The organism is Litorivivens sp. (genome assembly GCF_041624475.1).
In the GTDB taxonomy this organism is placed as follows: domain Bacteria; phylum Pseudomonadota; class Gammaproteobacteria; order Pseudomonadales; family Spongiibacteraceae; genus Litorivivens.
This window is the reverse complement of record NZ_JBFJUX010000003.1, coordinates 313,429-336,780: the sequence shown is the minus strand read 5'-3', so window position 1 is coordinate 336,780 and position 23,352 is coordinate 313,429. Positions and strand designations below refer to the sequence as shown.

The following is a 23,352-nucleotide window of genomic DNA, read 5'->3' as shown; positions in this document are numbered from 1 at the left end:
GCACTACTCTTTTCACAAGCAGATGTGCCAGACCTCCCCTCACTGCGCCGTCGACTTCTACCAGGCAACAACCGAGACATAACAATGAAAATACAAGTCCTGCTCACCGGCAACGAAATCATGGCCGGTGACATTGTCGATTCCAACTCGACCATGATGGCCGACCAGCTGGGCAGGCACGGCTGGCGCATTGCGCGCAAGGTAACGGTTGGCGATGAACTGGATGTGCTGGTCGCGGAAATCCGCAGCCAAAGCGCGGCCAGCGATGTTCTGATCATCAACGGCGGCCTCGGCCCCACCGTCGACGATCTGACCGCACAGGCACTGGCCGCTGCCTGCGAACGCCCCCTCACGCTTCATCCCGGAGCGGTCGCCCACCTGGAAGCCTGGTGCGAGCGCCGTCAGATCCAGAGTAATGAAGCCAACCGCAAACAGGCCATCCTGCCCGAGGGTTGCGGCATACTCGCCAACGACAGCGGCAGCGCGGTTGGTATCCATGTGGAGCTCAACGGCTGTCAGATCTATGCAACCCCCGGCGTACCCTCCGAACTGCGCTGGATGCTGCGCCACGAAGTGTTGCCCGATATGTTGAAGCGCTTTCCCGCCGGCGAAGTCGAAACCCGTCGCTTGCTTGTGTTTGGCGGTGGCGAATCCACCCTGCAACAGCTGATCCACAATCAGTATCCGGACTGGCCTGAAAGCATTGAGCTCGGCTTTCGGGCATCCATGCCCGCGCTGGAGGTAAAACTGACCTCTCGCAGCGCCGATAGCGCCGAACTCGACCGCTGGCAGCAGCGCCTGATCGACGATATTTTTCAGGACACCTATATTGCCAACGCACCCGGTTCACTGGCCCAGGCAACCATCGACGCGCTGTACCGGGAACAGCTGCATGTGGCCACTGCCGAATCCTGCACCGGTGGCATGATCGCCAGCCAGCTCACCGATGTGCCCGGCGCATCGCAGGTCTTTGAGGCGGGCTGGGTCACCTACTCCAACGCCATGAAACAGAGCCAGTTGGGCGTGGCCGCCAATGATCTGGACCATTTCGGAGCCGTCAGCGAGCCGGTCGCCATAGCGATGGCAGAAGGCGCCCGCGCCAATAGCGGTGCCGATATCAGTGTCGCGGTCACCGGCATAGCTGGTCCGGATGGTGGTACCGAGCAGAAGCCGGTCGGCACTGTGTGGATTGCATTGGCAACCACTGAGGTCACTCACACCTACGCTCTGCGGCTGCCCTTTGAACGGGGCCTGTTCCGACGCTGGGTGAGCGCCTGCTGCCTGGACCTGATTCGCCGGGCTGCTCTGGGGCTCACCCTGCAGCCGCGCTATCTGGCGCGCTTTCGGAAATAGGCGCAGCCCTGTTCTGCAGCTCAATTAGCCCGGCTTTTTCGCCGATTTTGCGCTTCTCACGCGCCGAAAATGCTAATGCCAGCCAGCCTAAAGCCTGATAGGCTAGCCCACTTATTGATCAGTCCACATAAAGTTAAAAATACTACGCCATGACCCAGAAACCCCATCAACGACCCGTGTGGCTACTCAGCATGGATTCGGACCAGTTTTATGCCGCGCCCACCACAACCGGTGGTTTGAAAGCTTATTACCTTGAGTACGGTAAACACAGCACCGGCAATCATATTGAACTGGTGCATTTCCGCGACGGCGATCAGGCATTGGCCTGGCCGGAACAGTGGCACAAAGATGCACTGCCGGTGGCTCAACAGGCCATTGCGAACGGCATAAGGCCGCTGTTAGGACTGAGTTTTTATACCTGGAATGCGGCTGAATTTCTGAGCATTGCCCGGCAACTTAAGGCGGCCTGCCCCGAGTTACTGATTGTCGCCGGTGGCCCTCATGTTCAGCAGGCTGAAGACTATCTGTTCGACGAACCACTGGATCTGATTGTTTTGGGAGAAGGCGAAGAAACCTTTCAGGAGCTGCTGGACAACCCCAACCGTGACAACTGGAGTAATATCAACGGGCTCGCCTATCTGGACGGGGGCGAACTCCACAAAACCCCGGAACGCTCGCGTCGAACTGATCTGGACAGCCTGCCTTCGGCACTGAATGTGGTACCACTGCGCGATGAGACCACCGGCAAGGCGCTGTACGATTCCATATCCTATGAAACCAGTCGCGGCTGTCCTTTCAAGTGCGCGTTCTGCGAATGGGGCACCGGTGCAATAGGCACTAAAATGCACCAGTTTTCCATGGAGCGCATCGAACGTGACTGGCGCCAGATCGTCGGCGCGGGAATCAAGGATATCTGGCTGGCGGACTCCAACTTTGGCGCACTCAAGGATGATCTGGCCAAGGCGCAGTTGATTTGTGATCTCAAGGCAGAGACTGGCTACCCCAGCACCTTCGCCACCTCCTGGTCGAAAAAACACAGCCCGCGGGTTCAGGAAATCGTGCTGTTGCTCAACCGCCACGGCCTGCTGCCCCACTACCAGCTCGCTCTGCAAACCCTGACCCCGCTGGCACTGGAACTGAGCAATCGCCAGAACATGAGTTCCAATAAATACGAGCCCATCGCCAAACAGATGGCGGAACAGGGTGTACCCATCGCCGCCGAGCTGATCTGGGGACTGCCGGGCGATAACCTAAAAGACTTTGAAGCCAACCTCGACCAGTTGCTGGCCACCTTTCCCAACATCAATATCTTTGGCTATACCCTCCTCCCCGGCACCGAGTTCTACGAAAAACGCGAGGAATACCGCATCGAAACTATTCCCGTGGCAGGCTACGGCAAAGCCAAGGGCGAGTATGTGGTGGGCTGTCACACCTTTGACCGGGACGAAGGTATTGAGGGCTATTTCCTGATTACCGCCCACATTCTCTTTGTCCACGGTCACCTGTTGCCGTTGACCAACCGCTTTCTGGCGCTGTCCGGGGTAAACGGTATTTCGCGGGCGCTGCGCAGCCTTCTGCGTGCTTGCCTGCAGGCCCACCGGGACAACCTGCCCGAGCTGGATATCAGCGATCGCATGGCGGTCTACGAACAACGTTCAAAGCTTTACCTCGCCCTATTACAATCACCCCAGGCCAGTTACCGCCTGCTGGAAAAAGCACTGTGTGGCTGGGCGGAAGAAGAAGGCTACGACGACACCTTTATCGAGCGTCTGCGCTGCGTCATTGCGCTGGACAAAACCCTCAGCCCACGCATTGGCAGCAAGCAAACCACCTGGCAGCATTTTGAGTTTGACGCAGGGCAACTGCTGAAAGCCCTGGATGCAATGGATCTGCCCAACTGGGAACAGATTCTCGATCAACAGCAGGACATCATGATAGAAACGCCCGGTGGCGTGGGTGATGTATTGAAAGACCCGGACGGCGGCAGCTGGCTGAAAGGGAAAGTCTTGCACACGGCGATCACAGTGGATCGCCTGCCGGCCTGACTATGGTCTTATAGATTCGCCTCGGCGTGTCCTGCGTTTATCAGGGCCGCACGCAGCTTCTCCGCCTCAGCGGCCAGTTCGGCAGCCTCCGCCGGCTTGGCCCGCGCGATATTGGCCTCGTCCATGGTATTGATCGGTATCAAATGCAAGTGCGTGTGCGGCACCTCTAAGCCGATAATCTGCAAGGCTACCCGCTGACAGTCGTACACCGATTTCTGCGCTTTGGTGATCGTACGCGCCACAGCAAAACAATGGTTGGCAAGATCTACGGGCAGATCATCCCAATGATCAATCTCCTGCACCGGCACCACCAATAGATGCCCTGGCACAATCGGCGCGATGGTCATAAACGCAACCGCCTGCTCATCGCGCCAGACAAAATGTCCCGGCAGCTCGCCGGCAATAATCTTGCTGAAAATACTACTCATGATTGCTTGTCTGTCCTTGTTCCAGAGAAAGAAATAAACGGTACCCCTGACGCAGGCGGTGTTCAACCTCGCGGCGACCCGTCAATGCACAACGTCGGGCAAGCTGAGACCAGCCTTGCGCCTGCAGCACCCGACTGATAATCAGTTCCGTATCCTCGCCCTCCGGCAGCTGCGATAAAGGCCGGCTCTGCAAATAACGAAACAGCGAGGGATAGGCATGTTCAAATGCGATCTCGCCGGAAACGAAGCGCTGAACATCGCGCCACTCGTCTTTGCCCAAGCTTTCATTCGAAACACTCTGATTCAATAGAATCACGGCCAGCGCTGCATCAAGGGCCTGGTAAGTTTCACGAAGCTGCAAACAGAAATGGCGGCCGAAGCGATTGTAAAGCGGCGTCAGGGCATTGCTGGCGCGCTCGGTAAAGGGCTTTGCCACCAGCAGGGCGTGACTGCCACTACAGGGATCGCGCCTGACACCCAGGCGCAGGGGCAGGTAATCCTGCTGCAGCCAGAAATCGGTTACGGTGGTATCAGCGGCAAAACTGGAGCCCACGTAATCCAGCCCTTCCGCGGAGGCAAAGTACTCAATGGCCTGCAGCAGTCGCTGACCCAAACCGCGCCGTCGGTACTCCGCCAACACGGCAATACGACTTATCCGGGCACAGCGCAATTCGAGCCCCTCGCTGAGCCCGCAGTGGTAAACCAGCGACTGAGGCAGCAGATGACCCTGCATGCGTCGCTCACCCTGTAGCACCGCGTCAAACGTTTCCGCCGGCAAACCCCCTTCTTCTATGACCAATGCCGCGGCGCAAACCCGCCCAGCGGGCGAACGTAACACCCAGACACTGGTTGCCAGTGAATCGAGCAGATGATGCAAATCAGACGGTGTGGTCTGGTAATGAGCGACCACCAGCAAGCCAAAGACTTCACGCAGCAGCGCGGTATCATTGAGCAAGTTCAACTTGTCGAGCAATACGACTTCGCACTGATCTGCCTTGATAGCGGTTCCCGGCTCCGGCGCTGCAGCATCAAGCAGAAAGAGGCGATTGATCAGGGCTTCGAGCGGGTCACCCTCACTCCAGCGAACCGGCTCTTGCAGCTCAATACTTTGCCACTGGGGAGTCAAGGCATTCAGGGTTTCGGTAAAACGAATATCAAAGCCCCGCCCCGAGCCTTCGTAACCGTGAACGGTGCTTGCAAAGACCACGCGGGCATAGTGCCGAACAATTTTTTCCAACAACGCCGGGGGAATGGCCGCCGCTTCATCCACCAGAACCATGCGCGCTTCAGGCAGCTCATCCAACAAGCGGTCGGGCGGCATAAAACGAAGTGAGCTGCTGCCGCTGTTCAGTATCTCTCCGCTCGTACCCAGGCGCTGCGCCGCATGCTGCAAGGCCGTGGCAGCCGCTTCCTTGCGTGGTGCGGTGATCACAATATCCCCGCGATCTTCCAGCAAAAACTCGGCGGCACTGAGCCCCAGCAGGGTTGATTTACCGCGCCCGCGATCGGCGCGAATCACCAGCGGCCGTCTGCGATGGCCGTGCAGCACTCGCCCCACTCGGTGCATCGCAGCTATTTGATCAGCGGTGGGCAAATCACACTGGGGCGCCAGAGTCGGAAAGGCGATTTCCGGCTCGACAAAACCTGTCTCCAGTGAATATTGGGCCAGATAAGGCCACTGTTCGAGTTCGCTCAGGATATGCTGCCAAAACAGGCTGGGGCTGCCATCGGCCAGAGAAAAACAGTCGACCCAGTCGTCGGGTTCCGGGGCGAGTATCAGCAGCAAACCACCCCGACAAAGGCAGCCCGCACTGGCCGCAAGGGCATTGATATCGGGTTGGCTGTGCAGGTTCCAGATCAGGGTCTGGCATTCCCGTCCCAGTACCGTTTTGCGCTGGGCGGGCTGGAGATACGCGAGCGGGTAGCTCCCAATCAGTAGCACCTCGCCCTCTAGATCCGGCAACAAATCTACGCAAAGCTGTTCGGTTTCTGACTTCTCACCGCTTATAAGCAATGCTCCGCGACAGGCTCTGTCAGCCAGCTGTCGGCGCAGCCCGACGACATCTTCGATCACTGGGATGTCGTCGGATAAACGGGGGCACGGCGCATATGACTGTGCAGCACAATATCACCCTGTTGTTCACGGTATACGCGGGCCGCATCCTCGCCCAGGCTGGCCTCACAACAACTTGCGATCAATTGCCGGGCCTCGCTATAGCTCAGCGATTGGCTATCAAGCAGTGCCTGAATATAGCCCTCAATAAAGTAGCGCTTCGCCGGCGGCACATCCCTGCCCCGGGCAAAATTTTCAAAGTACTCACCCAGCTGCCGTTTGAGGACATCCAGCGACATGCTCAGGCTTCCTGCACCAGAACCCAGGGCGCGATCACCAGTGCCCAGAGCTCCGCATCGCGCTCGTGCCATTCAAGGGCGCGATCATCCTCGGGTACGCTGAGCTGGCCGCCTTCTATCCAGGCCTCAACCTGGGTTTTATTGTTGTCGATGATGGCGCCTCCGACGGCAATCAGGTCAAGCCCCTTGGCCACTTCTCTGACCACGCCGCGTGCGTAATAACGCTGCAGCTCGTGCCAGGCTATTCGCCCGGTCTGTCCGTTCAGCCGTGTCTCCAGATCCAGGTTGGGATCATTCAGATCATTCACGGTCGTTCTCCTTTATTCGCAGCGGGCTTGTCTGCAGGCCACGGCAGACTCCAGGGCTCCGCCAACTCAGCCAGTCTGGCGTGCAGGGTATTACCCGTAAAATAGTGTCCGGTCTGAGGTGGGAGAGTATAGCGAAATCGCCGCCCATTCAGCGAGAAGCACAGAGCGTAGGCATGGAGATAGCAGCGATCGGCCGGCTCATTGGCGGGGCCATAACGGGAGTCTCCCAGGATTGGAGCGCCGAGGCTTTTCATCACCACCCGCAATTGATGGGTTCGACCGGTCAGAGGTTTGAGGAGAAACAGGCGCAGGCCCTCTCCCAGACCATAACTGAAAAATCGGGTTTCGGACCAGGGGCTGCCGCTCCGCGCCAGGCGATAACTGCCGCCTCGCGATTTGATCAGTGCCCCGGCTACCCGCCCCTGTTTTTTGGCGGGTTTGTGGCGCGACAGGGCCAGATAATATTTCTCGCAATCACGCCGGGCAAACTGCTCACTCAATTCGGCAGCCGCGGCTGGCGTTCGGGCCAGCAACCACAAACCTGACGTCGCCTTGTCGAGGCGATGAACCGGTGCCAGATAGCCGCCGCCAAGGGCGTCACGGACCACCTCAAAAAAGGACCGCTCCCCCTCATCCCGATGCACTGAGACACCGGCAGGTTTATCCACCACAGCGAAGTTCTGCTGCACCGCAATAAAGCAGATCAAGCGTATGTCTCTCTCTGTGGATAACATTTTTTGATCAAATTGGAACTTTTTCCCACAAAGTCACAGGGTTACAGAAATGTGAATATCCCCGCTAAAGCTGTGACACATTGCACACATCAAGAGGGCTTTTTGACGTTTCTATGTCAACAATGCAAGAAAATGGCCATCTAGCCCCAAGTGTGTGGATAAAGTTTTCCCCAGATTCGGTGCACAACCCTGTGGATAAATGCGTGTATAAAAGCGCAAGCGAAGGCATCCCGCCCGACGGACGAAGCTGTCTATTTTTTAGTCAGAAACCACCTGTCGGAGTCGGCGCGCCAGCTCCCAGACACCGACCATCACAAACAGCATGACACCGCTTGCAAACCAGTAGGGAAGCGTGTGCTCCCAGCGATAGAGAAATCCCCCTATCAATGGCCCTATAACGAAGCCCATGCCGGCCGCTGACCCCATCAAACCGGCCAGCCCACCCTGCTCATGTGGCTCCACAACCAGCGTCGCGCTGGCGCTGTAGCCCGGCCCGGCCATCCCCATACCCAGGCCGAAAAACAGCATCGCTGTCAGCAGCAGTGGCAAACTGTCTGCGTTGGCTATCATCAGATAACCCACCAGGCTGAAGGGCAGCCCCAATTTGACCAGCCCGATAGGCAGGCCTTTGAACCGCTGCACCACTACAAATTGCGACACCAGCATGGAAGCCGATGAAATAACCATCGCCACCGAGAAAAGCTTGGCGGCGCGGATGCTGTCGACTTGCAGAACATCCTGATAATAGAAGCCCAGCGTCTGCTGCACCATGCCCAGCATGGTGAACATGGCAAAGCCGACCAGAATAAAACCGCGATAGCGGGGATCAAAATAGCTGAGTCGTGGCGCGTTGGGGTCGCGCGACTTGTGGCAGGTGGTCGCCGGCAGCAGCCGCCATACAAAAAAGGCCGCAATCAAGGTGATGACTGCCTGTAAATACATGGGCGCCAGAAAATGCACACCCACAAACCAGGCTAATGCCGGGCCCACCATGGCTCCCACCTGATTAAAAGCATTAAGTTTACCAATGCCTTTAACGCGGTCGTGCAGCGTCGTCGCGTCAACCACGTAGGCTGAGGATGCGGGTGTTGCGGCGGACATGATCACCGCATGAAATACCCGGGTAAGCAGCAACAAGAGGTACAGAGCAACTCCGCCGAGCAAGCCCGACAGGCCGATCTGCGCCGCGCCATTGAAGGTAAGCGTGCCAACGGTATAGCCGACCAGACCAAACAGGATAATTGGTTTGCGACCGTGACGATCACTCTGTCGCCCCCAAAAAGGCGCCGTCAGGGAAAAGATCAAAGCGGTCAGTGCCGACAACGAGGTTATCGCCATTTCGCGCGGCGCGAACTCCCAACCCAGAGCCGGAATCGAAAAAACAATCTGGTCCAAACCCAGCTCACGACCGAGCATGGGCAGGATGGCAAAGACCACGGTCTGCCCCATGCCGATGGTCATCATGGCAAAATAGAGCGTGGTCAGTCTGGGCGCGGATTTGTGCGCCGGCGGAGTGTCGTCCACGAGGGGTTCCTGATTGCAAGGGCTGGCGGCAGCCCGATTCTGTAAGGCGGAGCCGGTCGACTCCGAAACGCTAATGGTACACTACCCGCCATAAGGACTAAAAATTGTCGGTGACAACTTGAGTTATTCCCAATCGTTTTTGCTGCGTACGTTGAATCGAATTGAGCGGGTCGGTAATCGTCTGCCCCACCCCACTGCGCTGTTCGTTTACCTGTGTATTTTCATCATTGCGCTCTCGTGGTTGAGCGCTATGGCGCAGGTGTCAGCTTTGCACCCCGGCACCGGCGAAGAGCTCGCCGCACGGTCGCTGCTGTCGGGAGAAGGTTTGCGCTGGATGCTGACCAACACTGTCAGCAACTTCATTAACTTTGCACCGGTGGGTACGGTGCTGATCGCCATACTGGGCATTGGTCTCGCAGAACACTCAGGCCTGTTGGGTGCTCTGTTGGAGCGCGTGGTGCGTGTCGCCAGGGGCTCAGGCCTCACCGCCAGCATTGTCTTTGCCGGTGTGCTGTCGAGCCTGGGTGCCGACTCAGGCTACGTGGTACTGGTGCCGCTGGCGGGACTGGCCTTTGCCAGTGCCGGGCGTCATCCACTGGCAGGCATTGCCGCCGCTTTCGCTGGCGTATCCGGTGGCTACAGCGCAAATCTGGCTATCGGCCCGCTCGACGCCATCCTGGCCGGGCTGTCCTCGGAAGCCGTGCAGCTGGTTGCTGAAGACCGTGTTGCCAGCAGCGATAACTACTACTTTATGCTGGCATCTACGGTTTTGATAACACTGCTAGGCACACTGGTCAGCCAGCGCTGGGTGGAGCCGCGCCTCCCTGCCTGGCAAGGTGAAACAGGGCCGATACAAAATCAAACCGAAGACACTCCGAGCTTTCGCTGGCTGCGCTGGTACTGCGGACTCTTTCTGCTCGCCCTGCTCTGGGCAACCCTGCCCGACGATGCCCTGCTGCGACATCAGCAAACGGGCAGTCTGATCGGTTCGCCACTGCTCTCGGGTGTCGTTACCTTGATCGCCCTGTTCGCCGCCGGCGCGGGCATCGTTTTCGGCTACGAAAACCGCCGCTACCGGCGAGCCGATGACTGGATCGAAGGAATGGAACAGAGCATGGCCAGTATGGCGTCTTATCTGGTGTTGATGTTTTTCGCCGCCCAGTTCGTGAATTATTTTGCCTGGTCAGGGCTCGGCGCCATTGCCGCCATCAAGGGCGCCGCCTTGCTGGCGACCTTGAGTCTTCCGGCCGCGCCGCTACTCCTGTGTTTTATCCTATTGTGCGCGCTGATCAATCTGGTGATCGGCAGCGCCTCGGCAAAATGGGCCCTTTTGGCGCCGATCTTTGTGCCCATGCTGTATTTGCTGGGCATCTCGCCAGAAGGTACGCAACTGGCTTATCGGATTGGCGATAGCAGCACCAATATCATCACGCCACTGATGCCGTACTTCGGTGTCGTGGTGGCATTCGCCCAACGCTACGACAAAGACCTCGGCATCGGCACGCTGATGGCAATGATGGTGCCCTACTCGCTGGCTTTTCTGCTGGGCTGGTCGATTATGTTGCTACTGTGGATGACACTGGGTTGGCCGATCGGGCCGGGGGGTGCGGAGTTTCTGGTGCCCGCAGATTAAGCACTGGCACCAGAACACGTGCTGGCAGAGTTTAACACTCAACCTTTAACTTCGGCTTCCATTTCCTTAAGGCCGACGTGGCGCACATCTTTACCTTCAACAAGGTAAATAACGTGCTCGGCTATATTGCGAGCATGGTCACCGATACGCTCCAGCGATCGCAAGGACCACATGATATTCAGCACGCTGCCAATACTCCGCGGGTCTTCAATCATGTAAGTCACCAGGCTGCGCATGGCCGTACCGTATTCCATGTCAACCGCGTTGTCTTCCTGGGCAACGCGCAGGGCCAGAGGGCTATCAAAGCGAGCGAAAGCATCCAGTGCGTCGCGCACCATACTGCCAACGTGATCACCAATGTGGCGTATCTCAAGATAACTACGCGACACGCCACCTTCGTTGGCCAAAGCAATAGAATGTTTGGCGATCTTGGTGGCTTCATCGCCCATGCGTTCCAGATCATTCAGTGTCTTGCTGATCGCCAGCACCAGACGCAAGTCGCTCGCCGCCGGCTGGCGGCGAGCCAGGATCAGCGTACATTCTTCATCGATCTCCACTTCGAGATCGTTCACTTTGTTATCACGCTGGGCAACTTCTTCCGCCAGCCCACTGTCCAGATTCATAAACGCCGAAATTGCATCGCGAACCTGCTTTTCTACCAACCCACCCATTTCCAGCATGCGCGTCTTAGCTTCATCCAGTTCGGCGTTGAACTGTTGAGAAATGTGGTGCGAGTGAATATCTTTTTCCATGGTCTACCCCTGCCGCAACCGAAATTAACCGTATCGTCCGGTAATATAGTCTTCCGTCTGCTTGCGCGACGGGTTGGTGAAAAGTGTGTCGGTGTCACCGAATTCAATCAGCTTACCCATATACATAAAGGCAGTATAGTCAGAGACACGCGCGGCCTGCTGCATATTGTGGGTAACAATCACGATCGTATATTTGGATTTCAGCTCGTAGATCAGCTCTTCGATTTTCAAGGTTGAAATCGGATCCAGCGCCGACGCCGGCTCATCCAGCAACAGCACTTCCGGCTCTACCGCAATGGTGCGGGCAATGACCAGACGCTGCTGCTGACCACCCGACATGCCCAGCGCGTTGTCCTGCAGGCGATCTTTCACCTCATCCCACAGCGCCGCACCGCGCAAAGAACGCTCTACCACTTCATCCAGCACACGCTTTTTATTAATGCCCTGGATTCGCAGACCGTAGGCAACATTTTCATATATTGACTTGGGAAAAGGGTTTGGCTTCTGGAACACCATGCCCACATTGCGACGAAGCGCTGCTGCATCTACCGACTTGTCATAGATGTTGTGGCCGTCCAGATTGATCTCACCCTTGATACGACAACCATCCACCAGATCGTTCATCCGGTTAAAGCAACGCAGCAAGGTGGACTTACCGCAACCACTGGGCCCGATAAAGGCAGTAACACGCTTGCGAGGAACCACCATATTGACGTCGTGCAAGGCCTGCTTCTCGCCGTAAAACAGGTTCAGATCATTGACAGTCAGTGCGATTTCTTCCTTTTCCAACTTTCTGACCGCGGTGTCGCGACCGAGAGCATCCAAATTGATGCCGTGGGTTCTCGACTGTGTCGTTTCCGTGCTCATAGGGTCACCGTTCGATGTTAATTAGAGTTCCAGAGACTTGTACTTTTCACGCAGGCGGTTGCGCAGCGCCACCGCACTGAGATTCAACAGCGCAATAATAACCACCAGCAGCAGCGCGGTCGCATAGACCAGTGGCCGGGCCGCTTCAACGTTGGGACTCTGAAAACCCACGTCGTAAATATGAAAGCCAAGGTGCATGAATTTCTGGTCGAGATGGAAGTACGGGAAATTGCCGTTTACCGGCAAGGTGGGTGCCAGTTTGACCACGCCGACCAGCATTAGCGGTGCGACTTCACCGGCGGCTCTCGCCACCGCCAGAATTAACCCGGTCATCATCGCCGGGCTGGTCATAGGCAGCACCACCCGCCACAGAGTCTCAGCCTTGGTCGCACCCAGTGCCAGGCTGCCCTCGCGCAGCGCCTTTGGAATCCGGGACAATCCTTCTTCGGTGGCCACAATCACCACCGGCAGGGTCAGCAGTGCCAGCGTCAGCGAGGCCCACAAAAGACCCGGCGTACCAAAGGTAGGAGCAGGTAGAGCCTCGGGGAAAAATACCTGATCGATCTCGGAGCCGAGAAAATAAATAAAGAAACCGAGACCAAACACCCCGTAGACAATCGATGGCACCCCGGCGAGGTTGTTCACCGCAATACGGATAATCCGGTTCATAAGGCCCTGACGAGCGTATTCGCGCAGATAAACCGCCGCAACCACACCGAAGGGCGTAACAATAATCGACATAATGATCACCATGATCACAGTGCCGAAAATCGCAGGGAATATCCCCCCTTCGGTATTCGCCTCGCGGGGCTCGTCTGTCAGGAACTCAACAAATTTAGCGAGATAAAACCAGAGCTTGTCGAGAACATCCATGGCGTTGGGCTGAAAGGCGCGCACGATCTTGGCCAGCCGCAACTCCACCTGACGACCGCCCATTTCCTCGGCCACAATGCTGTCGCGATTAATCGCCTGATACAGACCAACCAGCTCATCCTGATAGACCCGGTACTCCGCATCCAGCGCTGCGCGCTCGGCATCGATATCGGTCTGTTTTGCCGCGCGCTCCTCGGCCGACAGGCTCTCGTCGAGCTCGAGACCGCGCTCACGCAAGCGCAATTTCTCCATACGGTAATTAATCGCGCCGATATCTTTCTTTTCTATCTTTTCAATTTTTTCGTGCAGTTCCAGCGCACGCTCCAGGCGGCTCTCGAACTCCTTCCGCAGCTCGTCTGAACTCTGCTCGGCGCTAGTCACCGTGCGGCCATCTTCCTTTACGCCCCGCAGATAGCCGTAGAAGTTGCCCCACTCACGGCGCTCCAGCACTATGATGTCTTCCGGATAGTGGATATCGGATAGAAAATCCGACAGCACCCAACTGAAATCAGCGCCGGTAACATCGCGGTTGCCCAGCTTGATCAGCTCACGGTCGAGAAATCCTTTGTCAGTATCCAGATCAAAACCTGCACTGCGCAACTGTTCAATCGGCACCGACTCTTTTTGGACTCGCTCGCCAATCAATACGCGGGCGCTTTCACCCGGCGCGGTATAGGTTGCCTGCATCACATCAGCGGGCCAGAAGTGTCCGAAACCGCGAACCGCAAGCAGGATTAACAAACCCACAACCGCAATGGCACTGAGACTCACTGCAGCGGCATTGACCCAGATGAAGGGCTCACCGCTGCGGATCCATTCGGTGAAAGAGTGACGTTTTTGTCTTTCCATTGGCATATCGATAACCCTACAGATTGCCGTAACGGTTACGCAGTCGCTGACGGACAACTTCTGCCACCGTGTTGACTACGAACGTAAACATAAACAGTACAAAGGCCGCCAGAAACAGCACGCGGTAGTGGCTGCTGTCTACTTCTGTCTCACCGATCTCGACAGCGATATTGGCGGCCAGGGTGCGCATGCCTTCAAAGATATTCATATCCATCACCGGCGTGTTCCCGGTCGCCATGAGTACAATCATGGTCTCCCCGACGGCACGCCCCATGCCAATCATCAGCGCGGAGAAAATACCCGGACTCGCCGTCGGCATGACCACGCCCACCAGGGTTTGCCAAGGCGTGGCGCCAAGCGCGAGCGAGCCATAGCTCAGGTGCTTGGGCACCGAGAAAATCGCGTCTTCGGCAATCGAGAAAATAGTCGGAATGACTGCGAAGCCCATGGCAATACCCACCACCAGTGCGTTGCGCTGGTCAAAGGATATGCCGAGTTCCGCGGTCATCCATGCTCGCATGTCGCCATCGAACATCAGCCGTTCTACGGGCGCGCTCATGGACACACACAGAGCAAAGATCGCAATAATAACCGGGGCAATAAGCAAGGGGTGCCAACCGTCAGGCACATGCTTGCGATAACGCATGGGAATGAAATTCCACAACCAGGCAAACAGCAGAACACCAACCGGCAAAAAGATGAAGATACTGAAAACCGCCGGCAGATGCTTTTCAACAAAGGGCGCCAGCCACAGACCGGCCAGAAAACCAAGGATAACTGTCGGCAGGGCTTCCATCAGCTCGATCAGCGGCTTCACCTTGCGGCGCATGGCCGGGGCCATAAAGTATGCGGTATAGATGGCGCCACAGATCGCCAGCGGCGCGGCGATGATCATGGCATAGAAGGCTGCTTTCAGTGTGCCAAATGCGAGCGGCGAAAAGCTGTATTTAGGCTCAAAATCGTTATTGGATGCAGAGGACTGCCAGGTGTAATCGGGCTCTGGGTAGCTTTCGTACCAGACCTTTTCCCACAGTACCGACCAGGACACCTCTGGGTGTTCGTTTTCGACCTTCCACACCAGAAAGTCACCGCCTTGGGTTTCCATCAGCAGAGTTTCTGCTCGCGGAGCTATCGCCGCCTGAACGACTGGAGCAGGCAGTTGCTCGCTTGCCAGATGGCGCTGCGACGTACTGTAGTAGAGGTCGAGCTGGCCGTCTCTGTTAACTGTGACAAATCCCTTGCGACGCTGCTCTGGGGCAACCGTCACGATGCCGCTGTTGTCAGCGTGAAATTTGCGGATTTTCTTCAGGTGAATGGCGCCGTCGGTATTGACGTTAAACCACTGGGATGTCTCGCCGGCGCTATTCGAGATCAGCAGCGAGACACCGCCCAACAGAAAACGGGCGTCAGTCAGCTGGGCATTATCAAACATAACCCCAGCGTCTGTGACTTCTTGGTCATCAATGTCAATCAGCCGGTACTGGCCTTTGGCCGACAGCACGTACAGCCAGTCCTGAGTTGGCCCGAGCAACAGGGTATGCGGCTTGATATCGATATCCGGCAAATTGAGGGTTTCCTCAACCAGAGTCACCTCTTCGCTTAGAAAATCTTCTTCTTTAACCCAGCGCCGGGCCTCGATTCTGCCGGCGGCGGTATAGCCAATGGCGACCATCGCCTCTTCAGAGTCTCGCAGCGCGATCTTGTGAAGGGCGTCCTCCGTAAGCCGGATAGGTTCTCGGCCATAGGGATATTGCATTACCGGCGTAATCAGGCGCTCATCATTGGGGTAGCTGATCTTGTAGTGATGACGCGCTATTACCATGCGGCCATCGGACAAGCCCACTGCGAAGATACGGCTGGTTTCCGAATCGATGGTAAAGCTCGTAACCTCGGCATCGGCTGGGAGCGCCAGATGCCCGTCATTAACTGTCGAACCGTCGGCCACGCGGAAAAACGAATAGCTGCCATCAGCGGCCAGTCTGAAGCCGACTTCTGCCTGCTCTTCTACCGCGAGATGGAGAGTGGGAGCTGTCGAGCCAACACGGCTGTACTGGTGAGCCTGCTCCATATGGGCAGACTGGAACAGCGGCATAATCTCGTACAGCAAGTAGAAGAAGATCAGCAGGATAGCCAGCAAGACACCAGAACCGCCTGCGGTGATACCGACAGAGGCCGCTTTATCTTTGAACTTGCGCCACTGCGCGAAACGGGAAGTCCTACCCGCGAAAACAGGTTCGCTCACTCCTGGCTCCAGTCTATTCAGTCGAGGGGCGTATGATATGTCGTTTTTGTGACAGTATTGTTACACAAACAGAAACAAGGTGCTTTCACCATAAAAAAACGGCCATATCAATGATATGGCCGTTGTCCGAGTAGCGGGACCTTATATTCCCAGCGCTCGCAAAGTCTTTTCTGCCACCTTGGCAGGCAGCGGGATGTAACCGTCCTTGACCACAACTTCCTGGCCCTGCTGAGACATCACCATTTTGACGAACTCGCGCTCGAGCGGGCTCAGCGGCTTGTTCGGCGCCTTGTTGATGTAAACATAGAGGAAGCGCGATAGCGGATAGCTACCGGCAACCGCGTTTGCAGGCGTCGCATCAATATACTTGTCACCTTTCTTGCTCAAAGGCACAGCGCGAACACTGGAGGTTTTGTAACCGATACCCGAGTAGCCGATACCATTGATGGACGTCGCGACCGACTGAACCACCGAGGCAGAACCTGGCTGCTCATTTACAGTGTTCTTGAAGTCACCCTTACACAGAGCTTTCTTCTTGAAGTAACCGTAGGTACCAGAGACAGAGTTGCGGCCAAACAGCTGTACGTCTCGATTCTGCCAAGGGCCGGCCATGCCCGCGTCACCCCAAGTATCGATGCTTTTACCCGCACCACATTTGCGGGTGCTGGAGAAAACCGCATCCACCTGCTCGATGCTCATACCCTTAATCGGGTTATCCTTGTGGACAAATACCGCCAGGGCGTCAATCGCGACCGGTACAGCGGTTGGCTTGTAGCCGAATTTGCTTTCGAAGGCTTCGATTTCCTTGTCCTTCATTTTGCGGCTCATCGGCCCAAAATTAGAGGTGCCTTCTGTCAGAGCCGGCGGCGCCGTGGAAGAACCGGCAGCCTGGATCTGAATGTTCACGTTCGGGTAGAGACGTTTGAACTCTTCACCCCACAGGGTCATGAGGTTGGCCAGGGTATCAGAGCCAACGCTGGACAAATTGCCTGATACACCCGAGGACTTCTGGTAGACCGCCAGATCCGGGTCAACTGAATTGGCCGAAGCCAGATTGATGGTCAGTGCCGCTGCGGCTACTGCTGTCTTGCTAAACCACTGTTTGAGTTTCATTACCGTCTCCTGAAGTGTCGGTCGTGATTTGGTTCCAGCTGCCACAGTAATACAAATATGTGACAGTTAAATGACAAATAACAACTCAGACACAGTTTTGTCACAAATTCGTCATCCAGCTTCGGCATTACGCTGAACTGCCGCCGAGCGCGGAAACACACAGGTAAACGTGCTGCCGCGACCGGGCTGGCTTTTAATCTTCAACTCACCCTGATGACGCAGCAGTATATGTTTTACGATAGCCAGGCCCAGCCCCGTGCCACCGGTATCGGTCGAGCGACTCTGATCCACTCGGTAGAACCGCTCAGTCAGCCTGGGCAGGTGCTGTGGTTCAATGCCTATGCCGTTATCGGCCACTTCAAAATAAGCGTGGTCGCGATCCGCAAACCAGCGCAAGGTGATGCAGTCACCTTCGCGAGTATAGCGCGCTGCATTGACGGCCAGATTAGAAAACGCGCTTTGCAGTTCCTTACCGTCACCCACCAGGCAAAGTGACTCATCGCACTGAATATCTACCTCCCGCGAGCCGGTTGCAGCTGCCATAATCTCTTCGCGCAAGGTTTCCATAAGAGGTCTTAGCGCGTAGGTGTCGCGCTGCTTACCCGCCGGCACTGCTTCGAGTCGCGACAGCGTCATCAGATCCTGTATCAGATTCTGCATACGCCTGGCCTGCGCTGTCATCTGGCTGATTGCCCGCTCCTCCTGCGTCCCCGCCTGAGCCTGACTACCGAGAATCTCCAGATAGCCGCTGATGACCGTCAAAGGAGTGCGCATTTCATGGGAAACATTGGCGACAAAGTCCTTGCGCATCTGCTCAAGCTGCACTGTGCGAGAAATATCGCGGGCAAAAAGCAGGCGATTTTCGCGGCCAAAGATAGACACCGACACGCTCAAACGCACCTGCGCATTAACCGGCGAGGCCATCTGAAAGCGCTCATCGTAATCGCCGGAATCAAAATAACGAATAAATTCAGGGGCTCGAACCAGATTAACGAGCAGGCGACCGGTATCGTCCGGGTGACGCAAACCCAGCAGCGTATGCGCAGCCTGATTCGACCATTCGATCGCTCCGTCTGGATTGAGCATGACGACCGCATCGGCCATCGAGGAAAAGGAGGCGCGAAGGTGATCGATATTGGCCTGCAGGCGGGCATTAGCCCTGAGGGTTTCTTTCTGTACTTGAGACAGTGTGTCGAACACCTCGCCCCACAGCCCCCCCGCTTCAGGTGGCTCATCACGACCGGCACCGGCGTGAAGCCAGTGGTTAAGATCGCGCAGCTGACTCAGTGACCACAGCGCATAGGCAATGGAAGCACCACAGAGAAACCAAGGCAGTAAGTCGAGTAGCAGACCAAAAAAGGCGGCAATTCCCAGTAAGGCGCCAAAGCGGGCGAGCTCGATTTTCCACCCGTGCCGCTGCATCCGCTATCAGTCCAGCCCGGCCGCAGAAAATCGGTACCCGGTACCGCGAACAGTCTGGATCAGCATGCCGTAATCCTGAGCATCCGTGGCCAGTGCCTTGCGCAGCCGCCGGATATGGACATCAACGGTACGCTCTTCCACATAGACGTTGCTGCCCCAGACCTGATCCAGCAATTGGCCGCGACTGTAGGCGCGCTCCTGGTGGGTCATAAAGAACTTAAGTAGTTTGTACTCGGTCGGCCCCATATCTATCGGCTTGGAATCGGCGAACACACGGTGGCTCACAGGGTCGAGCACCAATCCATTCACCTCGACCGCATCGCCATCTTCCGGGTCGGCGCTGCGCCGCAGAACAGCCTTGATCCGGGCCAGCAGCTCGCGCGATGAAAAAGGCTTGGTGACGTAATCATCAGCCCCAACATCCAGGCCCTGAATACGATTATCCTCGTCATCCTTCGCGGTGAGCATGATGACAGGAATATTTCGGCTGACATCATCGCGGCGTAATCGTCGCAACAGCTCCAGCCCAGAGGTATTGGGCATCATCCAGTCCAACAGAATAAGGTCGGGGCGATTATCGAGAATCTGGCCGTAGGCGTCCTGCGCATCTGCGGCCTCCATGCATGTAAAGCCGGCCATTTCGAGGCCGATACGGATCATTTCCCTGATTGAACTCTCGTCATCAACAATCAGAATGCTGCGATTTGCCATAGCTAGTCCGGTCAAAATTGAAGAATCACAGCTACGCATTAAAAGACTTTTTCGTGACGATTATGTTACAACAACTCGACAGCTTGATGACAGGCCTGCAACGACCTGTCATGACAACGCAGGCCGGATGCAGGATTATCGGCTCAAAATGCCACGTATGGCTTCCGGTAGATCGGCAGGAAACACCACAGTTTTGGCGTTCGGGGATGCAGACAGGTTTTGCAGCGATTGAATGTATTTCTCGCCAAGCAGGTAAACCATCGGCAATTCTTCGCCCTTGATAGCGTCGGTCACCACCTCAATCGCCGCCGCGCTGGCCTTCGCCAGCACCACTTCGGCCTGGGCATCACGACGCGAGGCCTCCAAACGTCCATCGGCCTCCAGAATCGCGGCCTGCTTCTCACCCTCGGCGCGCGTTACCACGGCGCGGCGTTGGCGCTCTGCTGCGGCCTGCTCTTCCATGGCGCTCTGCATGGTCGGCGAAGGATTGATGTCCTGAATTTCTACCGTTTTGAGGGTAATACCCCAGTCGGCAATATCATCGGAAATGCCCATTTTCAGCTTGGCCTTGATCTGATCCCGGGATGACAACGCAGCGTCCAGCGCCATTTCACCCACAATCGCACGCAGAGCAGTCTGCACCAAGTTCTGAATCGCAATGGTGTAGTCTTCAACCCCGTACACCGCTTTTTCGGGCGATACGATATTGATATAGGCGACGGCATTGGCAATGATCACCGCGTTGTCCTGAGTGATGACCTCCTGCGAGGGGATATCCAGCACGATATCCTTGGTGGTGACCTTGTAGGCAACCACATCAATAAAGGGCACCAGCCAGTTCAGACCGGGGTTCATCGTGCCGTAGTACTTCCCGAGACGCTGCACAATATGCTTTGAACCCTGCGGCACAATCTTGACTGTCTTGGACAGCACCACCACCGCGACAATCGCCAGTGTAATGACGATACTCAAGCCTTCCATCAACTCACTCCCTGGATATTGGTAATTACTGAATCTTGCTGACGATCAGGGTATTGCCGGAAACATCCGTCACGCTGACCCGATCCCCGACGCTGAGCGTTTCCGCACAGATAAACGACCATTCGTCGCTACCCAACAGCGGCACCGAAAAACGTAGCCTGCCACGCTCGCCCACATTGGCCTGAATCACCATCGCTGACTGTCCGAGCACCGCCTCTCGCGACATGCCGGAGAGTGTCTTGTCGCGAAAACGCGGCTGCACAAACTTGAACCAGACAAACAGGTCCAGCACCGACAACACAGTCCAGATCAGAAGCTCCGTGGTAAAACTGAGGTCAACCGCAAAGGCGATAACGCCCACGACCAGCGCACTCAAGCCCAGCCACAGCAGAACAAAGCCGGCGGTAAAGATTTCCAGCGCGATAAGAATCAGGCCCAGCACCAGCCAGTGCCAGTAGGCGATAGACGAATCAAGCCACTCCATGAATTTCCCCAGACGACATTTTTCTTATGGCTCGCCTATTTAGCCCCGAGCACCCCCGGCAAGCAAGGATTTTCGGCCACAAATAGCGTATACTCCGCCCTTTCGCCAACACCGCCTCAAGCAGCTTTCCTATGCCTCCCGCAGACGCTCCAAAACACCTTTTCAGCTACCGCAAATACTGGGCGGAATGCTTTGGCCCCGCGCCCTACCTGCCCATGTCACGGGAGGAAATGGACGCCCTGGGCTGGGACAGCTGTGACATCATTCTGGTAACTGGCGACGCCTACGTCGATCACCCCAGTTTTGGCATGGCCGTGATCGGTCGGGTACTGGAAGCCCAGGGCTTTCGCGTGGGCATTATTGCCCAGCCCGACTGGCAATCCGCCGAGCCCTTTACCGTGTTGGGTGAGCCCAACCTTTTCTTTGGCGTGGCTGCCGGCAATATGGATTCGATGATCAACCGCTACACCGCTGATCGCCGACTGCGCCACGACGACGCCTACAGCCCCAACAACGAAGGCGGCAAACGCCCGGACCGGGCGGTCATCGTCTATTCCCAGCGCTGCCGAGAGGCCTACCGCAACACACCCATCGTGGTCGGCTCCATCGAAGCCAGCCTGCGCCGCATTGCCCACTACGACTACTGGAGCGACAAGGTGCGCCGCTCCATCCTGCTGGATTCGCGCGCCGATCTGCTGGTTTACGGCAATGCCGAACGGGCTATCGTAGAAATTGCTCACCGCGCCGCCAGCGGCGAAGCCATTCGCGAAATACGCAACCTGCGCGGCACCGCCTTCGTCCGCAAACGCATTCCCGATGGCTGGACCGTGGTTGACTCCTCAACCATCGATACCCCCGGGCCGGTTGAGCCGCCCATCGACCCTTATCAGGACACCACTGAAACCAGCGAATGCAAAACCAAGCAGAGCGAGGCCGACGAAGTCCAGACTGTTCGGGTTATCGACCCCCTCAGCGCACGCAAGCTGAAACTGATGGACGATCGCTGTGTAATCCGCCTGCCGGACTACGACACAGTGCGCAAAGACCCGGTACTTTACGCCCACGCGGCACGGGTGCTGCATCTGGAAACCAACCCCGGCAACGCCAAGCCACTGGTACAACGCCACGGCGACCGCGAAGTCTGGTTAAACCCGCCCCCGATTCCACTGACTACCGAAGAACTCGACAGCGTGTTTGAGCTGCCCTACCAGCGCAAACCACACCCGGTCTACGGCGACGCCCGCATCCCGGCTTACGAGATGATTCGCTTCTCGGTGAATATCATGCGCGGCTGTTTTGGCGGTTGTACTTTCTGCTCCATTACCGAACACGAGGGCCGAATCATTCAGAGTCGATCGCACGACTCGATCGTGCGCGAGGTGGAAAACATTCGTGACAAAACGCCTGGCTTTACCGGCGTTGTCTCTGATCTCGGCGGCCCCACCGCCAACATGTGGCGGCTGAACTGTAAAAGCAAAGCCATTGAAGAGAACTGCCGCCGGCTGTCCTGTATCCACCCGAACATCTGCAAGAGCCTCAACACGGATCAGACACCGCTGATTGATCTCTATCGCGATGTCCGCGATGTAGAAGGGGTGAAAAAAGTCCTGATCGCTTCCGGCCTGCGCTACGACCTGGCAGTGGAAACTCCCGAATACGTGAAAGAGCTGGTTACCCACCACGTCGGCGGCTACCTGAAGATCGCGCCAGAGCACACCGAAGACGGCCCACTGTCAAAAATGATGAAGCCCGGTGTCGGCACTTACGACGCTTTCAAGAAACTTTTTGACAAATATTCCAAAGAAGCGGGGAAAGAACAATTTCTTATACCCTACTTTATCGCCGCCCATCCGGGCACCAGCGACAAAGACATGATGAATCTGGCCTTGTGGCTGAAGCGCAACGGCTTTCGAGCTGATCAGGTTCAGGCTTTCTATCCCTCTCCCATGGCTAACGCCACGGCTATGTATCACTCTGAACGCAACCCACTGAAAAAGGTGTCGCGAAAAAGTGAGTCAGTATTTACCGCCAAAGGCCTGAAACAGCGCCGTTTGCACAAAGCCTTCTTGCGCTATCACGATCCGGAAAACTGGCCAATGTTACGCGATGCCCTGAAATCCATGGGGCGCAGCGATCTGATTGGCTTTGGTAAAAAACACCTCGTACCGCCGCGCCAGCCGGCAGGCTGGAAACCCGCCAAAGCAAAAGGACGCATGCTGACCCAGCACACCGGGCTGCCACCGCGTCGCCAGCGGTAATTGATATTTGTCAATTGCCGCTTTCGTTTAGCCTTTAAAGTTTCATTTTCCGTGTGTATATTCAAAGTGCTGGCAACTTAAGCAGCACGGTTTTATGTTACAAGTCATCACGAAGTTGCGGTACTACCTCGTTCTGTTTGTCATAACTCCCCTGCCTGGCTCAGCATAAAAAACGTAAACAAATGAATCGAGGTTAAGTCATGTCAAAAGCAACTGGCAAAGTGAAGTGGTTTAACGAAACCAAAGGCTTTGGTTTCATTCAACAGGAGCAGGGCCCTGATGTCTTTGTCCACTTCTCTGCCATTCAATCCGAGGGTTTCAAAACACTGGCCGAAGGCCAAGACGTGGAATTTGAAGTGCAGCAGGGGCAGAAAGGTCTGCAGGCCGCCAACGTGACGGCCCTGTAACAACGCTGGCATCGCG

The 23,352-nt window shown here is 56.4% G+C and carries 20 protein-coding genes; 5 read left to right on the top strand and 15 right to left on the bottom strand.

Annotated features, from left to right (window positions below; all coding sequences use genetic code 11):
* Positions 1-84 precede the first annotated feature (84 nt).
* Together ABY734_RS06250 and ABY734_RS06245 are read left to right on the top strand one after the other, a co-directional pair.
* Positions 85-1,353, top strand: a complete 1,269-nt coding sequence (locus tag ABY734_RS06250) for a CinA family nicotinamide mononucleotide deamidase-related protein (RefSeq protein WP_372778142.1) — start codon at positions 85-87, stop codon at positions 1,351-1,353.
* Between the two features lie 191 nt (positions 1,354-1,544).
* A complete protein-coding gene (locus ABY734_RS06245) occupies positions 1,545-3,398 on the top strand; it encodes a radical SAM protein (protein ID WP_372778141.1) in 1,854 nt (617 codons plus the stop codon).
* Between the two features lie 8 nt (positions 3,399-3,406).
* Here the strand turns inward: ABY734_RS06245 and ABY734_RS06240 are convergent, their stop codons facing one another.
* The 6 genes from ABY734_RS06240 to ABY734_RS06215 form a co-directional block, all read right to left on the bottom strand.
* Positions 3,407-3,826: an HIT family protein gene (locus tag ABY734_RS06240; protein WP_372778140.1), complete on the bottom strand. Its 420-nt coding sequence runs from the start codon at positions 3,824-3,826 to the stop codon at positions 3,407-3,409.
* Complete coding sequence (locus tag ABY734_RS06235) at positions 3,819-5,900, bottom strand: tRNA(Met) cytidine acetyltransferase TmcA (RefSeq protein WP_372778139.1); 2,082 nt, start codon at positions 5,898-5,900, stop codon at positions 3,819-3,821. The genes ABY734_RS06240 and ABY734_RS06235 overlap by 8 nt, the downstream gene beginning before the upstream one ends.
* Positions 5,897-6,178, bottom strand: a complete 282-nt coding sequence (locus ABY734_RS06230; RefSeq protein WP_372778138.1) for a hypothetical protein — start codon at positions 6,176-6,178, stop codon at positions 5,897-5,899. Before ABY734_RS06230 ends, ABY734_RS06235 begins: the two co-directional genes overlap by 4 nt.
* Positions 6,179-6,180: 2 nt before the next feature.
* Positions 6,181-6,486 (bottom strand): DUF2288 domain-containing protein, encoded by a 306-nt coding sequence (locus tag ABY734_RS06225; RefSeq protein ID WP_372778137.1) that lies wholly within the window; start codon positions 6,484-6,486, stop codon positions 6,181-6,183.
* Positions 6,483-7,193, bottom strand: a complete 711-nt coding sequence (locus ABY734_RS06220) for a pseudouridine synthase (RefSeq protein ID WP_372778136.1) — start codon at positions 7,191-7,193, stop codon at positions 6,483-6,485. The genes ABY734_RS06225 and ABY734_RS06220 overlap by 4 nt, the downstream gene beginning before the upstream one ends.
* Positions 7,194-7,478: 285 nt before the next feature.
* Positions 7,479-8,744, bottom strand: a complete 1,266-nt coding sequence (locus ABY734_RS06215) for an MFS transporter (RefSeq protein ID WP_372778135.1) — start codon at positions 8,742-8,744, stop codon at positions 7,479-7,481.
* 118 nt (positions 8,745-8,862) lie between these two features.
* Between ABY734_RS06215 and ABY734_RS06210 the strand changes: the two genes are divergently transcribed.
* On the top strand, positions 8,863-10,377 hold the full coding sequence (locus ABY734_RS06210) for an AbgT family transporter (RefSeq protein ID WP_372778134.1): 1,515 nt from the start codon (positions 8,863-8,865) through the stop codon (positions 10,375-10,377).
* A gap of 38 nt (positions 10,378-10,415) precedes the next feature.
* Here the strand turns inward: ABY734_RS06210 and phoU are convergent, their stop codons facing one another.
* The 9 genes from phoU to ABY734_RS06165 all read right to left on the bottom strand — a co-directional run bounded on the left by phoU (position 10,416) and on the right by ABY734_RS06165 (position 20,671).
* Positions 10,416-11,129, bottom strand: coding sequence for a phosphate signaling complex protein PhoU (gene phoU, locus ABY734_RS06205; protein WP_372778133.1), 714 nt, complete (start codon positions 11,127-11,129; stop codon positions 10,416-10,418).
* Between the two features lie 24 nt (positions 11,130-11,153).
* Positions 11,154-11,996 carry a phosphate ABC transporter ATP-binding protein PstB gene (pstB, locus tag ABY734_RS06200; protein WP_372778132.1) on the bottom strand — a complete coding sequence of 281 codons (843 nt, stop codon included), beginning with the start codon at positions 11,994-11,996 and terminating at the stop codon, positions 11,154-11,156.
* A 21-nt stretch (positions 11,997-12,017) separates the two neighbouring features.
* Positions 12,018-13,724, bottom strand: coding sequence for a phosphate ABC transporter permease PstA (gene pstA, locus ABY734_RS06195; RefSeq protein WP_372778131.1), 1,707 nt, complete (start codon positions 13,722-13,724; stop codon positions 12,018-12,020).
* A 10-nt stretch (positions 13,725-13,734) separates the two neighbouring features.
* Positions 13,735-15,960: an ABC transporter permease subunit gene (locus ABY734_RS06190; RefSeq protein ID WP_372778130.1), complete on the bottom strand. Its 2,226-nt coding sequence runs from the start codon at positions 15,958-15,960 to the stop codon at positions 13,735-13,737.
* Positions 15,961-16,101: 141 nt separating this feature from the next.
* Positions 16,102-17,073: a PstS family phosphate ABC transporter substrate-binding protein gene (locus tag ABY734_RS06185; RefSeq protein ID WP_372778129.1), complete on the bottom strand. Its 972-nt coding sequence runs from the start codon at positions 17,071-17,073 to the stop codon at positions 16,102-16,104.
* Between the two features lie 111 nt (positions 17,074-17,184).
* Positions 17,185-18,495 (bottom strand): phosphate regulon sensor histidine kinase PhoR, encoded by a 1,311-nt coding sequence (gene phoR / locus ABY734_RS06180; protein ID WP_372778128.1) that lies wholly within the window; start codon positions 18,493-18,495, stop codon positions 17,185-17,187.
* Positions 18,496-18,501: 6 nt separating this feature from the next.
* Positions 18,502-19,206 (bottom strand): phosphate regulon transcriptional regulator PhoB, encoded by a 705-nt coding sequence (gene phoB / locus ABY734_RS06175; protein ID WP_372778127.1) that lies wholly within the window; start codon positions 19,204-19,206, stop codon positions 18,502-18,504.
* A gap of 135 nt (positions 19,207-19,341) precedes the next feature.
* Positions 19,342-20,187: an SPFH domain-containing protein gene (locus tag ABY734_RS06170; protein WP_372778126.1), complete on the bottom strand. Its 846-nt coding sequence runs from the start codon at positions 20,185-20,187 to the stop codon at positions 19,342-19,344.
* Between the two features lie 25 nt (positions 20,188-20,212).
* Positions 20,213-20,671, bottom strand: a complete 459-nt coding sequence (locus ABY734_RS06165) for an NfeD family protein (protein ID WP_372778125.1) — start codon at positions 20,669-20,671, stop codon at positions 20,213-20,215.
* A 131-nt stretch (positions 20,672-20,802) separates the two neighbouring features.
* Here ABY734_RS06165 and ABY734_RS06160 point away from each other — a divergent pair, with 131 nt between their 5' ends.
* Both ABY734_RS06160 and ABY734_RS06155 read left to right on the top strand, forming a co-directional pair.
* On the top strand, positions 20,803-22,929 hold the full coding sequence (locus ABY734_RS06160) for a YgiQ family radical SAM protein (protein ID WP_372778124.1): 2,127 nt from the start codon (positions 20,803-20,805) through the stop codon (positions 22,927-22,929).
* 200 nt (positions 22,930-23,129) lie between these two features.
* Entirely contained in the window at positions 23,130-23,336 is a 207-nt protein-coding gene (locus tag ABY734_RS06155) for a cold-shock protein (protein ID WP_372778123.1), read from the top strand.
* Positions 23,337-23,352: the final 16 nt, after the last annotated feature.

Bases quoted from the DNA above. Each gene is read 5' to 3' on its own strand.
- ABY734_RS06250 (WP_372778142.1), top strand. From the start codon at position 85: ATGAAAATACAAGTCCTGCTCACCGGCAACGAAATCATGGCCGGTGAC.
- ABY734_RS06245 (WP_372778141.1), top strand. From the start codon at position 1,545: ATGGATTCGGACCAGTTTTATGCCGCGCCCACCACAACCGGTGGTTTG.
- ABY734_RS06240 (WP_372778140.1), bottom strand. From the start codon at position 3,826: ATGAGTAGTATTTTCAGCAAGATTATTGCCGGCGAGCTGCCGGGACAT.
- ABY734_RS06230 (WP_372778138.1), bottom strand. From the start codon at position 6,178: ATGTCGCTGGATGTCCTCAAACGGCAGCTGGGTGAGTACTTTGAAAAT.
- phoU (WP_372778133.1), bottom strand. From the start codon at position 11,129: ATGGAAAAAGATATTCACTCGCACCACATTTCTCAACAGTTCAACGCC.
- pstB (WP_372778132.1), bottom strand. From the start codon at position 11,996: ATGAGCACGGAAACGACACAGTCGAGAACCCACGGCATCAATTTGGAT.
- pstA (WP_372778131.1), bottom strand. From the start codon at position 13,724: ATGCCAATGGAAAGACAAAAACGTCACTCTTTCACCGAATGGATCCGC.
- ABY734_RS06185 (WP_372778129.1), bottom strand. From the start codon at position 17,073: ATGAAACTCAAACAGTGGTTTAGCAAGACAGCAGTAGCCGCAGCGGCA.
- phoR (WP_372778128.1), bottom strand. From the start codon at position 18,495: ATGCAGCGGCACGGGTGGAAAATCGAGCTCGCCCGCTTTGGCGCCTTA.
- phoB (WP_372778127.1), bottom strand. From the start codon at position 19,206: ATGGCAAATCGCAGCATTCTGATTGTTGATGACGAGAGTTCAATCAGG.
- ABY734_RS06170 (WP_372778126.1), bottom strand. From the start codon at position 20,187: ATGGAAGGCTTGAGTATCGTCATTACACTGGCGATTGTCGCGGTGGTG.
- ABY734_RS06165 (WP_372778125.1), bottom strand. From the start codon at position 20,671: ATGGAGTGGCTTGATTCGTCTATCGCCTACTGGCACTGGCTGGTGCTG.
- ABY734_RS06160 (WP_372778124.1), top strand. From the start codon at position 20,803: ATGCCTCCCGCAGACGCTCCAAAACACCTTTTCAGCTACCGCAAATAC.
- ABY734_RS06155 (WP_372778123.1), top strand. From the start codon at position 23,130: ATGTCAAAAGCAACTGGCAAAGTGAAGTGGTTTAACGAAACCAAAGGC.